This window comes from Pseudomonas sivasensis (assembly GCF_052938085.1).
On the sequence record NZ_CP176442.1, the window covers coordinates 1891503 to 1906172 of the forward strand.

Consider the following 14670-nt stretch of genomic DNA (forward strand, 5'->3'; position numbering starts at 1 on the left):
CATCAGAAGTTGGCTGATCGCGGCGGGCGAGGGGGCGGATGTGGCGTTGTCGCTGAACGTGGTGGCGTGGAACAGCGCAATCGCCGGCAGTGGTGTGGTGGGCGGTGTGCTGCTGGATACCTGGGGCGTGGCCTCGTTTGCGTGGGCGATGCTCGTGTTGATCGGCGTGGCGCTGGCAATTGTCTGGGCGGCGCGTGCCCATGGTTTCAGGCCGGGGCGAAGGGCTGGTGTTGAGACAGCGACTCAATAAACCTTCGGTCGAGCGCCATAGGGTGTACGCTGGGTCTCAATTCATCGGATATAAGCCCGTCATGTCCACGCTAAGCGAAGAGAGCCGCCAGATCGTAGCTTCTCTGGCGCACCGTGTTGGTCCCAGCGCTGATACCGCGCGTATCGCCGAAGTGATCGTGTCGATACTGCAAGGCATGGATGCCGCACTGACGCCGATCATCGGCCAGCAGGGCGTTGTTGCGTTGACACGCCGCAGTATCCACCTGAGCGCCTCCATTCATCCCCACCTGGCCAGCACGTTTGAACGTGCGCAGGCGGCGCCGGATCTGCTCGGCCTCAAATCCGTGCTGGTTGAGCAAAGTGAAGCGGATGCCCTGCTTTTCGGTGAAGGGCTGCTGATCACCTTTTACACGCTGCTGACCACGCTGATCGGGCCTTCGCTGACCGCCCGTTTGCTGCGCGACGTGTGGGAACCTTCTTTGAGCGACACCCCTTCGCAGGAAAATTCGCCATGAGCACCAAAGTAACTATCAACCGCCTGGCTACCGGCGTGCCAGGGCTGGACGAGGTGCTGGGCGGAGGATTGCCGGAGTTTTCGTTCAACCTGATCGCCGGCCCTCCCGGCTGCGGCAAGACCACGCTGGCGCATCAGATGATGTTCGCCCTAGCGACACCTGAGCGGCCCGCGCTGTTTTTCACTGTCTTGGGTGAGCCGCCGTTGAAGATGTTGCGTTATCAGCAGCAGTTCGACTTTTTCGACAACGATGCGATCAACCACTCGATTCGCTACATCAACCTGGCTGACGACACGCTGGCAGGTGACCTGGATGAAGTGCTCCGGCGCATCGTCAGCGAAGTGGAGGCGCATTCACCGTCGCTGGTGTTTGTCGATTCCTTTCGTTCGGTGGTGCTGGCCAGCCAGACTCAGCACAACCCCAACAACAACCTGCCGCAGTTCGTTCAACAACTGGGCATGTTGATGACCACTTGGCAGGCGACCACCTTCCTGATTGGTGAGTACTTCACCGAAACCGACACCAACCCGATATTCACTGTAGCTGACGGGTTGATCTGGCTGCGCCAGAGTGTTGAGCGCAATTCCATGGTGCGCAAGATGGAAGTCATGAAGATGCGCGGCCAACCGACTTTGCCGGGTTTGCATACCTTCCGCATCGCCAGTTCCGGCATCAATGTGTTCGCACCTGCGCCGCTCAACCCGGTCGAGATACCGATGACGCTGCCGATGCAGCGCTTGAAAATGGGCGTGCCACGCCTCGACGAAATGCTTGGTGGCGGTTTGCCTCGCGGCTATTCGCTGCTGGTGGCGGGGCCTTCTGGGTCGGGTAAGAGCATCCTGGCGGCGACCTTTCTGGCCGAGGGTGCGCGCAATGGCGAAACCGGCGTTATCGCGGTGTTCGAGCAACGGCCCAACCGCTCGCAAAACGCTACCCTGGCAGACCTGATCCAAAGCGGAAGGGTCAGCCTGGTGGACAGCCGGGCGCCGGATTTGTCCATCGACGAAATCGTCCAACTGTTGCTGAGCGAGATCAGCCGCTTGAACGCCACGCGGGTGGTCATCGATTCGCTGTCGGGCTTTGAGCTGGCCCTGGCGCCGACCTTTCGTGCGGACTTCCGTGAGTCGCTGTCACGCATGGTTACCGCGTTGACCCGCGCCGGGGTCAGTGTATTGATGACCTCGGAGCTGGAAGACCGCTACACCGATCTGCGCTTCAGCCCCTACGGCACGGCGTTCCTGACCGATGCGATCATCGTGCAGCGCTACATCGAAGTGCGCAGCCGCCTGTTGCGCATCATGGCCGTGGTCAAGGTGCGTGCCAGTGCCCACAGCGATGAGCTGCGCCAATATCACATCAATGACGATGGCCTGCAGATCGGCGAGATGCTCGCTGACCAGGAAGGGCTGCTCGGTGGTCGTCCGACTAGCCAGCCAATTAAGGAACGATAATGTCTGAGTTGACCCATGAGTAAACGCGCTGGAGAGGACGAGCGTGAAGCAGCCAATGCTGCCCACGAACTCTTCCTGCTCGGCCAGAAAACCGTTGAAGCCCGAGCGGTACTGGCCGCATTGCAGCAGCAACTGAGTGACGCCAACAGTCGCCTGGAGGATTCCCAGCACGTCGAGCAGTTGATCGAGGCCAACCAGCAGTTGGTGCTCGCCATACTCCTGGCCCAATCCGTACCGGTCGCCATGCCGGGCATGGAAGAGCAACTGTTTCAGGAACTGCGTGAGGCCAACGCGCAACTGGTCATCGCAGCGCTCGGCGCCCAGGACCTGCAGGCGACAGCGGAGCGAGCGTTGGACCAGCAGAAAGGCATCCTTGCGATGGTCGCCCATGAACTGCGTAATCCGCTGACCCCCATCAAGCTGATTGCCGAGCGAATGGTACGGCTGCCCAGTGATCAACTGCCGCGCATGCGCGAGTTGATCGAGGGCCAAGTCCAACATATTTCCCAACTGGTCGACGACTTGCTGGATGTCTCGCGCGCCAGCACCGGCAAGCTGCGTATCAACTGCAGTGAAGTGGACATGCTGCGTATTCTGAATGCCGCCGTTGATACCTGTAGCCCGGTGATGATTGCGCGAAAGCAACAGTTTGATGTCGAGCTGCCTGACGCTGCTCTGATCGTCAACGGCGACCCGGGCCGACTCGCGCAGATTTTGCACAACCTGCTGGCCAACGCTGCCAAGTACACGCCCGTAGGCGGCACTATCAGCATGACGGCCACCGTGACCGCCAAAGTGCTGCGGATCAGTATTGCCGACAATGGCATCGGTGTTACCGCCAAGGCACTGCCTTTCATTTTTGACCCGTACGTGCAAGACACGCATGCCATCGGCTTCAACGTGACGGGCCTGGGCATTGGCTTGACGGTAGTGCGTGAATTGGTCGAAGCCCACGGCGGTAAGGTGACGGGGATGAGTGATGGGCATGGCAAGGGCAGCGAATTTGTGGTGACGCTGCCCCTGGTGCGTTAAGGGATCAACCGCGCTTCGCGCAACTTATCGAACACCTCGAAAAATGCCTGGTCGCTCGCCTGGTAGGCGGTGAACCCCATCTTCCGGCTCTTGGACATGTCCGTAACCACCTCAATCGGGCGCCCCAAGTCAGCATCGGTGTGCCAGGGCGAGGCGAGGCGGCTGATGTCCGTTTCCTTCAGCCCATGCTCCGCAGCGAGCTGGCTCCAGGCGGCCTGATCGTCGGCCATCTGACTCTCAAGCGGCGAGGGCTGGGCCGGGAAGTCTGCGGGTGTAAGGCCAAAATAATCGGCAATCTGCCCCCACATCCATTTCCATCGGAACACGTCGCCGTTAGTGATGTTGAACGCCTGGTTGGCCGCCGCCGGCGTGGTGGCGGCCCACAGCTGTTGTTGTGCCAATTGCCGCGCATCGGTCATGTCGGTGAGGCTGTCCCATTGCACGCGGGAACCTGGGAATACAAATGGGCGCCCAGTGTGTTTGCAGACACTGGCGTAGACGGCGAGGGTGGTCGCCATGTTCATCGCATTGCCCACGGCCACGCCGGTGACTGTGTGCGGGCGATGCACGCTCCAGGTGAAGCCGTCCTTTTTGGCGGCGGCGAACACTTCGTCTTCCTGGGCGTAATAGAAGTTCTCCACATCCAGGCGGCCTTGCTCTTCGCGGAAGGGGGTTTGCGGCAGGCTGCCCTTGCCATAGTTTTCGAACGGCCCGAGGTAGTGCTTCAAGCCGGTGACCAAGGCCACATGCTGCACGCTGCCGGCGGGGCGCACGGCATCCAGCACGTTGCGCACCATGGCGGCGTTGACGCGGATGTTCTCGGCTTCGGTGGCCTGGCGCGACCAAGTGGTGATGAATACGTGGGTGGGTTTCAGATTGGCCAAGGCCTGTTGCAGCGATGCCGGGTCCTGCAAGTCGGCGGCGACTGGAGTCACGCCCGGCACCTGTGATGGCTGGCGGGACAGCGCGGCGACCTGCCATTGTTGTTCAAGCAGTAGCTGGGTGATGGCGCTGCCAACGATGCCGCTGGCGCCTACGACGAGTGCTGTCTGGGTCATAAAATTCTCCCGAGGATGTAGGCTTCTGAGCCTCAGCGTGTAGGAGAGGTTCAACCTTATCCGTGAGTCTCGCGGCACCAAACAGACGAATCAGGGTCCATAAGCCCCGCACGAACATTCGCGCTTCTCCGTTACCCTCACCATAAGATTTAACGCATGTACCTACGCACTATCGCTGTCGGGCTGTCGGCCCTTGTTTTGTTTTCTACCGCTGTAGATGCCCGCAGTCTGGTAAACCCCTACACCCCCACCGAACAACGCGCCTCATTCGATGGCTGTGCCGATCTCTTCCCTGCCGCCGCCCCAATTAAGACAGCCACCGTTCCGGCGTCGATGAAACCCCTGGCGCTGTGTTCCGAGACGTTTGCGGTGCTCTACTCACAGACCAGCAAGACCCCGTTGGTGGTGGTCGAACGCCTGAACGCTGCGCAGTTGAAAGATGCCAAAGGCGAGGAGCGCACCAACCAGTTCTATGCCGACCCGCGCATTCCAAAAGGCGGCCGCGCGGAGCTGAGCGACTACCGCAGCCAGCACCCGGCCGTTGACCGCGGCCACCAGGCTCCGGCCGCCGATGCTCCCAACGCCCGCGCCATGGCGCAGTCGTTTGCGCTGTCGAACATGGTGCCCCAAGACCCCACCAACAACCGCAAGATCTGGAGCAAGGTCGAGGCGGACGTGCGCAAGTTTGCCAAGCGCGCCGGCGGTGATGTGTATGTGTTTACCGGGCCGCTGTTTGACCAGGGTTACAGCACCATCGGCGACAACAAGGTCTGGGTGCCGACGCGCCTGTTCAAGCTGGTGTACGACGCCTCCAGCCAGCGCGCCTGGGCCTACGTGCTGCCCAACGCTGAAACGCGCATCCAGAAGCCGATGGACTACGACACCTTCGTGAAAAGCACCGGGCTCAAACTGCTGGGTAATCTTCCGGTGTCGGGGTCGATTGGGCGCTCCTGAATACGCGGCTTACTTGGCTTTTTTCAACGCCTTCAAGCGTTGGGTTGCACGTTGCACCGCGGCCATTTTCTCGGGGCGTTTCATGCGTTTCCACTTGCGGATGTCGTCCTTGCTGCGTCCACAGCTGACGCACAGGTCGCCGCTGAGCTGACAGGTGGAGACGCAGGGGTTTTCGATGTCTTTAGCCAAGAGGTCACCTGGAGATGGGGTAAAGGGGGCGCACTCACGCCAAACGAAACTCAACGGTGAGGTGGCTCACTTCATGCACCGGCTTGAGGCGCTCGCGAATGCTGTCGGCATCCGTGCTCGCCTGGCCGACCACGCTCACAATCGCCGCGTGGGCGTCGGGGCCGACGCGCCACACATGCAGGTCGGTAATCCTGGCGTCGCCGGGTTGCTCGACCAGCTCGCGGATTTCGGCGGCAACGTGCTCATCGGTTTGATCCAGCAGCACGCCTGCGGTTACGCCCATCAGGCTCCAGGCCCAACGCGCAATCACGATGGCGCCGACGATACCCATCACCGGGTCCAGCCACACCCAGCCCAGGTAGCGCCCGGCCAATAGCGCCGCAATGGCGAGGACGGAGGTCAGCGCATCGGCGAGCACATGCACATAGGCGGATTTCAGGTTGTTGTCGTTGCTGTGGTGATGGTGCTCGTGGTCATGCTCGTGGTTGTGGTCATGCCCGTGGCTGTGGCCGTGCCCCAGCAACAGCGCACTGACGATGTTCACCACCAGGCCCACGATGGCAATCAGGGTCGCGGTACCGAACTGCACCGCGGTGGGTTCAAGCAAGCGGATCACCGACTCGACGCCAATGCCCAGGGCCACCAGCGCCAGGATCAGCGCCGAGGCGAAGCCACCCAGGTCGCCCACTTTGCCGGTGCCGAAGCTGTAGCGCGGGCTGCGCGCGTGGCGTTTGGCATAGGCATAGGCTGCGGCGGCAATGCCCAAGGCACCGGCATGGGTCGCCATATGAAAACCATCAGCCAGCAAGGCCATGGAGCCGGTGACGTAGCCGGCTGCAATTTCCGCCACCATCATCACTACTGTCAGCATCACCACCCACAGGGTGCGCCTGGCGTTCTCTTCGTGGGCAGCACCGAGGAACACATGCTCGTGGGCGTGGTTTGTCATGAGCGTCATTTGGCGTAACGCCGGATGGCTTCGAGCAGTTCTTCGACACCTTTGTTGCGTTCTTCCTCGCTGAGGGAAGGATCCGCCACGTGCGCCCTGGCGTGCTCTTCGATGATCTCTTCCATCAAGCCGTTGATGGCGCCGCGCGTAGCGGCCACCAAGTGCAGGGTCTTGGCGCAGTCAGCGTCCGACTCCAGGGCTTTTTCCACCGCCTGAATCTGCCCGGCGATGCGTTTAACCCGTTTTATCAGGCCGTCTTTGTTGGCTGCGATATGGCTCACGATATACCCCCCCTACCTATAGTGGGGCGGATGGTGTCATACCCCACCCCCCTATACAAGGACGCCGAAGCGAGGGTTACTTGGGCCGATCCAACCGATGACGCAGGGTGTAGACCGCCACACCCACTGCCAGGATGCCCGACAACGCGCCGACCCCCAGTGCCCAGCGCGGGCCCAGGTGGTCCGCGACCCAGCCGACGATAGGCGCACCGATCGGTGTGCCGCCCAAGGCCACGCCGACGCGCAGGGCAATCACTCGGCCGCGCATGGCGGGTTCGGTGGTGAGTTGCATCAGGCTGTTGGTGGTGTTGCTGAAGGTCATGGCACCGACGCCGATGATCACCAGCGCCACGGCGAACAACCAATAGTTCGGCGCCAGGGCCGCCAGCGTGCAGCCAATGCCGAAGATCGCCGCACCGTTGAGCAACGACTTGAACTGTGGCCGCTCGCGTCCGGCGGCCAGCAGGGCGCCGGCAATGGTGCCGATGGCCAGCGTCGAGGAAAGCAGGCCAAAGGCGCGCGCATCGGTATGGAACGCAGTTACCGCCATGGTCGAGATAAAAATCGGGAAATTCATGCCGAAGGTGCCGATCAGAAACAACATCAGCAGGATCGCCTTCAAGTCCGGCCGTGCCCACACATAGCGCAGGCCCTCGGTCAGGCTACCCTTGGTGCGCAGTGCCCGCACTTTGGCGTGCTGTCCCGACACCCGTAGGAAAAAAAGCGAAACCAGCACCGCAAAGAAACTGCTGCCATTGAGCAGGAATGCCCAGCCGGAGCCCACCGAGGCGATGGTCAGGCCCGCCACGGCCGGGCCGATCATGCGCGCCATATTGAACGACGTGGAATTGAGTGCGATGGCGTTGGACAAATCCTTCTCGGCCACCAGTTCCGCGACGAAAACCTGCCGCACCGGCGCATCGAACGCCGACGCGCAGCCGGACAAAAACGCGAACACATACACGTGCCACAGTTCGACAAACCCAGTGACGGTGAACACCCCCAGCGTCAGTGCCAGCAGACCCATGAGCGCCTGAGTGACCATCAGCAATTTGCGCTGGTCGTAGTGGTCGGCGGCAAAGCCGGTCCATGGCAGCAACAGCAACTGCGGCCCGAACTGCAACGACATCACGATGCCAACCGCCGCAGCGTTGTGCGGGGTCAACTGGGTCAGCACCAGCCAGTCCTGCGCGGTGCGCTGCATCCAGGTGCCGACATTAGAGATCAACGCCCCGGCGGCCCAGATGCGGTAGTTGGGGCTGCGCAGGGAGCGGAAGGTACCGAGGAAACTCATAGCGGTATTCGTGACTCCTCAAACAGGACGAGGTGATTTGAACAGGCGCTGCCGGCGCAGTACTCAGCCACAGTGACGGTCAATGTGGGAGTTGTCGAGCCCTGGCGAGGCTGCGATGGCGGCGGCATTGCCAACCTCTACGTTGCCTGACACACCGCTATCGCAGCCTCACTGAAGTCCGACAACTCCCACAGGCTATACTCGCCCGTTCGCAATCCCCCCTTCAAACAAACCGAGATACCCCATGAGCACCTCTCTCCCTATCACCCCCGCGCGCAAGCCAGTCGCGCCGTTGGTGGCCTTTGTCATCCTGGTGCTGGGCGCCTTGTTCCTGCAAAACAGCGTCGGTTCGCGCCAGGTGCTTTTGCTAGTGGTCGGCGCGGCACTGGGCTTGACCCTTTACCACGCTGCCTTCGGCTTCACCTCCGCTTGGCGCGTGTTCATCAATGAGCGCCGTGGCGCTGGCTTGCGGGCGCAGATGGTGATGCTCGCGCTGGCAGTGCTGCTGTTTTTCCCGGCGCTGGGGGCGGGCACGTTGTTCGGGCAGCCAGTGGTCGGGCTGGTGGCGCCGGCCGGGGTGTCGGTGGTGTTTGGTGCGTTTATTTTCGGCATCGGCATGCAGTTGGGTGGCGGGTGTGCCTCGGGCACGCTATTCACCTTGGGCGGCGGTAATGCGCGGATGCTGGTGACGTTGTTGTTCTTTATCTGCGGCTCGCTGATCGCCACACACCATGTGGACTGGTGGTTTGCGTTGCCGGCGTTCCCGGCGGTGTCCATCGTCAAGAGCTTCGGCGTAGTGCCCGCGTTGCTCGCCAGCCTGGCGATGTTTGCGCTTATCGCGGCCGTCACCGTGCGTCTGGAGAAGCGCCGCCACGGCCAGCTTGAAGAAGGCGTGACCAGCGAACATCAGGGCTTGCGCCGCTTCCTGCGTGGGCCATGGCCATTGGTGTGGGGCGCGATTGGTTTGGCGTTGCTCAACTACGCCACCCTCGCACTGGCCGGGCGGCCGTGGGGCATCACTTCGGCGTTCGCCCTGTGGGGCGCCAAGGTGGCGAGCGGTTTGGGTGTGGACGTAAGCGCTTGGGCGTTCTGGCAGATGCCGGGCAATGCCAAGGCCCTGGCGGCGCCGGTGTGGGAGGACATCACCAGCGTCATGGACATCGGCATCGTCCTCGGTGCGCTGTTGGCCGCCGGCCTGGCTGGGCGTTTCGCCCCCAGCCTGAAGATCCCGGCCCGCTCGTTGATCGCTGCGGTGATCGGCGGCCTGCTGCTCGGTTACGGTTCGCGCCTGGCGTACGGCTGCAACATCGGCGCGTACTTCAGCGGCATCGCCTCGGGCAGCCTGCATGGCTGGGTGTGGCTGGTGGCGGCGTTTATCGGTAACAGCGTAGGCGTGCGCCTGCGGCCGTTTTTCTTTGTGGGCGAGCGCCGTCAGGTGGCGCTGAGCGGCTGCTGAGTCAGTCTTGCGGGGAAACGCTTGGCGCCTGATCCGCTTCAGCCGCCAGCTTTTCCCGCTCTGCTTTGCTGATGTACCTGTCCTTGGATTTGGGCGCCAATTTGGCGCTGGCCTTTTTGGCCTTGGCCTTGAACAGCTGCTGCAGTTTTTTCTGGCGATTCATGGGTGTCTACCTGGGTTAAACGTGCCCGGATGATACCAGCTTAAAAATCGCAGCCAATGGCTAGCAAGGCTGCGCCGCCAAGCTGTTGCTGACCCTGCGTCCCAACACCAGCACCGTCACAAACCCGCAACCTACCAGCGCCGTGGCCAGGCTCAACAGCACCGCGCTGCCCATCTGGTCGACGATCTGCCCGCCAAAGAACGAGCCCAGGGCAATGATCACTTGGAACAACGCCACGAACAGCGGCATGCCGCGCTCGACATCCTTGGGCGCCACCACAAACATCCAGATACTCGCGCACGCCGGGAAGGCGCCAAAGGCAAAGCCCCACAGCGCGATCAGCATCGCCGCGCCGGTCATGCCGGTGGCGAAGTACGGGAACAGCGCGGTGCTGGTGCCGATCATCAGTGCCACCAGCAGCAAGGTATTGCGCACGCTGCGGTTAGCCGCGAACCCGGCAAAAATATTGCCCATCACGCCTGCGACGCCATACAGCAGCAACAGCGAACCAATGGTCGGCCCGTCGAAGCCAGAGCTGTGTTTGAAGAACGGCGCGACATAGGTGTAGGCCGCAAAGTGCGCCAGCCCGATCAGCAGCACCGCGATCAAGCCGACCCGCGCTTGTGGGTTGATAAATAAAGCAGGCAGATCACTGATGCGAATGGCTTTCTCTGGCGTGAGTCTTGGCAGCAGGAACATCTGCGCCAACAGCACCGGAATGCCCACTAGCGCGGTCACCAGAAACGTCATGCGCCAGCCCATCAGGCCACTGAGCCAGGTGCCGACGGGCACGCCGAGTACGGTGGCCAGGGTCACGCCCATCATGATGATCGAAGTCGCCTTCGCTACGCCCACACCCTTGGGCGCCAGGCGACCGCTCAGGGCAATGGCTGTGGCCCAGAAACCGCCGATGCTGATGCCCAGCAATACACGGCCGAACAGCAGCAGGTTGAAGTCGCTGGCAAAGGCCACGACCGAGTTGGCGATGATCATGATCAGCGTCAGGCCGATCAGCAGATAACGACGGTCCATCGCGCCAATGCTCACCGACAGAAACGGTGCAGCGAGGGCGGCCATGATGCCGGGCAGCGTCACCATCAAACCCGCGTGGCCGGCACTGATACCGAGGTCGGTGGCGACATCGTTGAGCACGCCCACCGGCAGGAATTCACTGGTCACCAGGGCAAAGGCACCTACCGCGACCGAGAGAATCGCCAGCCACTGCTGTTTGACACTTTGTTGATTATGTTCGGGAAGGCCGCTGGGGGCCTGGAGGGCGCTTGGCATGATGCTGGGTTCCAAGGGGGGATGTCGCCTGAGGCCAGGCGCATGGGAAGAAGAAGTGGGAAGCGATTATAGGAAGGGCCGTTGGTCGGCCTATAGGCGAGCGGTTCGATAGTAATCATCAGTGGTATCGATGTGAGGACCTTGGGCCGCTCCCATCCATACCACTTTGAGTTGAGTGTTCCGCCTTAATCAGTTCCGAAACGACCGACTCAAAAACCCAGTAATCAGCCCCATAACCTGCTGCTGAATCACTCCCCGCGCCCGAGCGCCTTCGCCATCCCGGCAAATCATGCCATCCCCCGGCGAGCTCTCTTCAATCAACGCAATCGCCCCCGGCTTGCAGATCGACATAAAGCTGAAGTGGGTAGCGTCGGCGATCTCCACATACTGCGTCGAAGCTTTTGCCATCCGCCGGACCATATCGGCGGACTCCAATTCAGGCGCCATATCTTCCGTTGGCACACCCCCCGCAATCACCAGCGCCGGCACCGGCAATGCGGCGAGGCTGGCGTCGGTAAAGCCGCGCGACAGGCCCAAGTCCAACGACACAATGGCGGTGACGCGTTTGTCGCTCAAGTCAGCGGCCAGCTTGGCCTTGCCCTCTGGCGTGGCAGCGGGATTCATCTCGTGGTAGCCAATGCAACCGCCCAGCTTTGGATAGGTGCTGCACTCCTTGGCGAACAGGTCGGGATCGAAGCGTGCACCGGCGATTTCCAGCACTGTCCAGCCGCCCAGGGAATGGCCTACAGCGGCTATCTGTTTGTTCGCCACCGCGCCGAATTGCGTGGGCTGAGCCAACACTGCATCGATAGCACGGCTCAAGTCCGCCGGGCGCTGCCATAACTGCGCGGCGGCTTGCGGGCTGCGGTCCTTGGTGGTGGTGCCGGGGTGGTTGACCGCCGCGACGATATAGCCCTGATGGGCCAACGCACTGGCCAGCCATGTCTGTTTACCCCAATTACCGCCGTACCCGTGGGAGAGCACGATCAGTGGATGTTCGCCGCTGGCCGGTGGTGCATCGGGCACGGCCAGGGCGCCGATGAAGACTGCGTTGTCGGCGATCAGCTTGGGTTGGGTGGTGGTGGTAGCGGGGTACCAGACGACCAGTTCGAGTGGTCGGTTGTTTTGCGCATCGGGCAGGGTGGTGGTCTTGAAACCGACGGGGTTTTCGGCGGCGAAGGCGGGAGCGGTGAGGCAAATCAGGAACAGGGCGCGTAGAGCGGTTTTCATTGTTGTTATCGTCCTTGAAATGAGCGGCGAAGCATGACCTGAAACAAGCGGTTTTGGTAGAGGGGAGGCGGGACTAGGACGTTACCGACGTATTCCTACTTATTAGTATTACAGATTGCTCTTTCGTGAATTTAGGACGTTGCTATCTTACTTCGGTTAAAAAAGCGTGCGACGGTAGTGCCGTACTTCCTACCGTTGATTAATAAGGTGAGGGTTATGAAAATTCCAATCGAGATGTTGACTTTAATGCTTGGTTTGAATGTTCGTAAGTTCATGCTCGTTTTGTTTGCGCTCTTGCTGTTTTTGTCTGCTAGTTTGGCGTTGGCTGAAGAGCGATCTTTCACTAAAGATGATACGCCAAGTCCTGTGCTGGTTTTGTCCAATGAGGGTGTTGGATTAGCCAATTTCTACGCGAATTCGTTGGACTTTCCCAGTGGTACTTTGCCTGATCCGAAAGAGTTACTAGAGATCGCGTGGCGTACAACGTACTACCCTGAAAGTGCCAATTCAAAGGTCGAACTCTGTTACTTTCGCCCCTATAGTTCTCAACCTAATTGCGTGGATATCGCTCCTAACTCATCTGGCGTTATCTATGAATTTAATGCCCAGAGTTTCAATCACGGATCACGTATTGTCATCAAGCATTATGTCTTAGGGGGCACACCACCCTACAGTCGTCCTGCTGGCGTTGATACAGTGACTTTTCGATATAGGTACTAACTCGTAATACCGTGCAAGGGTCACTTATTACGGTGACCTCTGCTCTGATAAATAAAAAACGTGCAGTTGGTAAAATTTTAGCCGCCTCTACAGGGTGAATTCTCATGGCAACTATCCACGCTTATTCCTCAGTGCCTAACAATCGCTTGGCTAGCAGTCCGGTTAATGCCGCAACCTCACCAGCAATGCAGACAACGGCAGACACGGCTGGTGCATCTACCGCTACACACACGGATAGTGCGCCCCACACCGTATCGGTTTTGGCTCGTCAGTTGAGCGAAGCCTCAGTGCGCGCCGACACCCGCACCGCAGAGCCACTCGCCGATCCGCCGGACTCGATCATCGGCGACAGCTACCTCACGGATAAAGCGCAGCATGACGCCGAGGTCCCAGACACCGATCTTCCAGAGCTCCTGGCCCGCGCCCGACAGGCAACCGCCTTCATCAACGGTTCCGACAGCAACCCCTTCAAGGGCTTGGGACGTGATCAGTTGATCCTGATCGCCCATGACGACAGCGGCGCATTCACCACCAACGAACGCCGTGCCGCATGGCAAGAGATGGAATCTACGGCACCCGCCCAGGCGAGCAGCGCGAGTCAGGCATCGATTGACGGCCATGCTCTGATGGTCGCTCGCGTGTTCGGCAACTACGAACCGCCGGTGGCCCAGCCACCATTGACCTCCTACAACCTAACTCAGAGCTCTTATCATTTCCTCAACCGCGATGATCGTGCCGTGATCTCGCAGATGTACGCTTACGCGCAGGCTGAAGGTGCTGATCTGGCCTTCGTCGATGACTTGGCCTGGCAGCTCGGCCATTATCGACATCTCAGCGACGGCGGTCAGCAGCTGAGCCACAACAATGGCTATACCTCGGAGGGTTATCGCATCACCTTCCACTTCAAGGAGCAGGACGCGGCTATTGCCTCGCGCATTCTTAATGGTTCGGCCATCAACAGCACCCGTATCGACCCAGGCTTCTTAAGGCATATTCTGAACCCGGACTACGGATCTCTCTCCAACATCGGCGGAATACCCTTCCTTGAACAGATGGTGCTCAAGTTCTCTGCTGAAGGTGCTTCACAAGCCGCGCTCGGCAGCGAATTCGCCACCTTCAACCGGATCGAAAACAAGGACAATGTCCTGGTCACGACGAATACGGACACCAAACTGCCGCCCTCAAAGGTAGTTGCCACCAACGTTAATGGCGTGTGGAGTTTGACCGAACTGGGTCAGTCCGCTGGCTACACGCTGGACACCGCTACCGGCAAGCTGCACCGACCAACAATGCCTCCAGAGGATGAAGCTCAGCAGGGCTTCATCCTGGAAACCTCTGTTGGTTCCGCGCAGAGTCGCTCCCTTATGGATGCCCTTGCCGACAGCGACGATCCGCCCCCCAAGCGAGCGATCTGGATGAACAATCTGTTCAGCCTGCTTGACTCGCCTGAGTAGCCTTACAAAGCCCAAATTAAATAGCGGGCATGCGGGATTAGGAAAATACCTGCGTATTCCTATTTATTAGTATTACAGAGCTGTCCTTCATTGTTTTAGGAAGTGCGTGGGTTTCTACGGTTAATGAATCGTGCAACGGTAGAAGTGTGATTCTTACCGCTGGATCCATTGGGCTCTTACGTATTAACTCCTCAAGCGATGGTGGTGATTATGAGTGGCTCGATAGTGATTCGGTGCTCCGTAAATGCAAACAAGCCTGTGCGTGCCCTTGTTACTGCTCTGCTGGTATTGGCTAGTGGGGTGGTCGGGGCGGAGGAAAGGTCTATTTCAAAGTATGGGGACCCCAGTCCCGTGTTGGTGTTATCCAATTCCGATACTCATCCGGGTGTAGGGTTTGCGAGTTTCA

Annotated in this window: 15 protein-coding genes and 1 pseudogene; 8 read left to right on the forward strand and 8 right to left on the reverse strand. The window is 60.2% G+C overall.

Annotated features, from left to right (window positions below; translation table 11 throughout):
• Positions 1–19: 19 nt before the first annotated feature.
• From ACKZ62_RS08800 to ACKZ62_RS08815, 4 genes and pseudogenes are all read left to right on the forward strand, one after another.
• Positions 20–250, forward strand: a pseudogene (locus ACKZ62_RS08800) (MFS transporter); the annotation flags it as partial.
• Between the two features lie 61 nt (positions 251–311).
• Positions 312–746, forward strand: a complete 435-nt coding sequence (locus tag ACKZ62_RS08805) for a hypothetical protein (RefSeq protein WP_447096542.1) — start codon at positions 312–314, stop codon at positions 744–746.
• Positions 743–2197: an ATPase domain-containing protein gene (locus tag ACKZ62_RS08810; RefSeq protein WP_032885925.1), complete on the forward strand. Its 1455-nt coding sequence runs from the start codon at positions 743–745 to the stop codon at positions 2195–2197. Before ACKZ62_RS08805 ends, ACKZ62_RS08810 begins: the two co-directional genes overlap by 4 nt.
• A gap of 15 nt (positions 2198–2212) precedes the next feature.
• Positions 2213–3229, forward strand: coding sequence for a sensor histidine kinase (locus ACKZ62_RS08815; protein ID WP_122680475.1), 1017 nt, complete (start codon positions 2213–2215; stop codon positions 3227–3229).
• Here the strand turns inward: ACKZ62_RS08815 and ACKZ62_RS08820 are convergent.
• The gene (locus ACKZ62_RS08820) at positions 3226–4287 is read right to left on the reverse strand and encodes an SDR family oxidoreductase (protein ID WP_447096543.1); all 1062 of its coding nucleotides are present in this window, start codon (positions 4285–4287) and stop codon (positions 3226–3228) included. The genes ACKZ62_RS08815 and ACKZ62_RS08820 overlap by 4 nt on opposite strands.
• 156 nt (positions 4288–4443) lie before the next feature.
• On the opposite strand from ACKZ62_RS08820, the gene ACKZ62_RS08825 reads away from it, so the two are divergent.
• Positions 4444–5241, forward strand: a complete 798-nt coding sequence (locus tag ACKZ62_RS08825; protein WP_032885922.1) for a DNA/RNA non-specific endonuclease — start codon at positions 4444–4446, stop codon at positions 5239–5241.
• Between the two features lie 9 nt (positions 5242–5250).
• Here ACKZ62_RS08825 and ACKZ62_RS08830 read toward each other — a convergent pair whose 3' ends face one another.
• From ACKZ62_RS08830 to ACKZ62_RS08845, 4 genes are all read right to left on the reverse strand, one after another.
• Positions 5251–5430 carry a DUF1289 domain-containing protein gene (locus ACKZ62_RS08830; protein WP_032885921.1) on the reverse strand — a complete coding sequence of 60 codons (180 nt, stop codon included), beginning with the start codon at positions 5428–5430 and terminating at the stop codon, positions 5251–5253.
• Positions 5431–5464: 34 nt separating this feature from the next.
• Complete coding sequence (dmeF, locus tag ACKZ62_RS08835) at positions 5465–6388, reverse strand: CDF family Co(II)/Ni(II) efflux transporter DmeF (protein ID WP_122756954.1); 924 nt, start codon at positions 6386–6388, stop codon at positions 5465–5467.
• Complete coding sequence (locus ACKZ62_RS08840; RefSeq protein ID WP_447096544.1) at positions 6385–6660, reverse strand: metal/formaldehyde-sensitive transcriptional repressor; 276 nt, start codon at positions 6658–6660, stop codon at positions 6385–6387. Before ACKZ62_RS08840 ends, dmeF begins: the two co-directional genes overlap by 4 nt.
• Before the next feature lie 76 nt (positions 6661–6736).
• A complete protein-coding gene (locus ACKZ62_RS08845; protein ID WP_447096545.1) occupies positions 6737–7954 on the reverse strand; it encodes an MFS transporter in 1218 nt (405 codons plus the stop codon).
• Between the two features lie 244 nt (positions 7955–8198).
• Here ACKZ62_RS08845 and ACKZ62_RS08850 point away from each other — a divergent pair, with 244 nt between their 5' ends.
• On the forward strand, positions 8199–9410 hold the full coding sequence (locus tag ACKZ62_RS08850) for a YeeE/YedE family protein (RefSeq protein WP_447096546.1): 1212 nt from the start codon (positions 8199–8201) through the stop codon (positions 9408–9410).
• A gap of 1 nt (position 9411) precedes the next feature.
• Here ACKZ62_RS08850 and ACKZ62_RS08855 read toward each other — a convergent pair whose 3' ends face one another.
• From ACKZ62_RS08855 to ACKZ62_RS08865, 3 genes are all read right to left on the reverse strand, one after another.
• Positions 9412–9573, reverse strand: coding sequence for a DUF2986 domain-containing protein (locus ACKZ62_RS08855; protein ID WP_081797666.1), 162 nt, complete (start codon positions 9571–9573; stop codon positions 9412–9414).
• A 60-nt stretch (positions 9574–9633) separates the two neighbouring features.
• The gene (locus ACKZ62_RS08860) at positions 9634–10860 is read right to left on the reverse strand and encodes an MFS transporter (RefSeq protein WP_095185512.1); all 1227 of its coding nucleotides are present in this window, start codon (positions 10858–10860) and stop codon (positions 9634–9636) included.
• Between the two features lie 189 nt (positions 10861–11049).
• Entirely contained in the window at positions 11050–12090 is a 1041-nt protein-coding gene (locus tag ACKZ62_RS08865; protein ID WP_447096547.1) for an alpha/beta hydrolase family protein, read from the reverse strand.
• 216 nt (positions 12091–12306) lie between these two features.
• Between ACKZ62_RS08865 and ACKZ62_RS08870 the strand changes: the two genes are divergently transcribed.
• Positions 12307–12810, forward strand: coding sequence for a hypothetical protein (locus ACKZ62_RS08870; protein ID WP_447096548.1), 504 nt, complete (start codon positions 12307–12309; stop codon positions 12808–12810).
• 287 nt (positions 12811–13097) lie between these two features.
• A complete protein-coding gene (locus ACKZ62_RS08875) occupies positions 13098–14264 on the forward strand; it encodes a hypothetical protein (RefSeq protein ID WP_447096549.1) in 1167 nt (388 codons plus the stop codon).
• Positions 14265–14670: the final 406 nt, after the last annotated feature.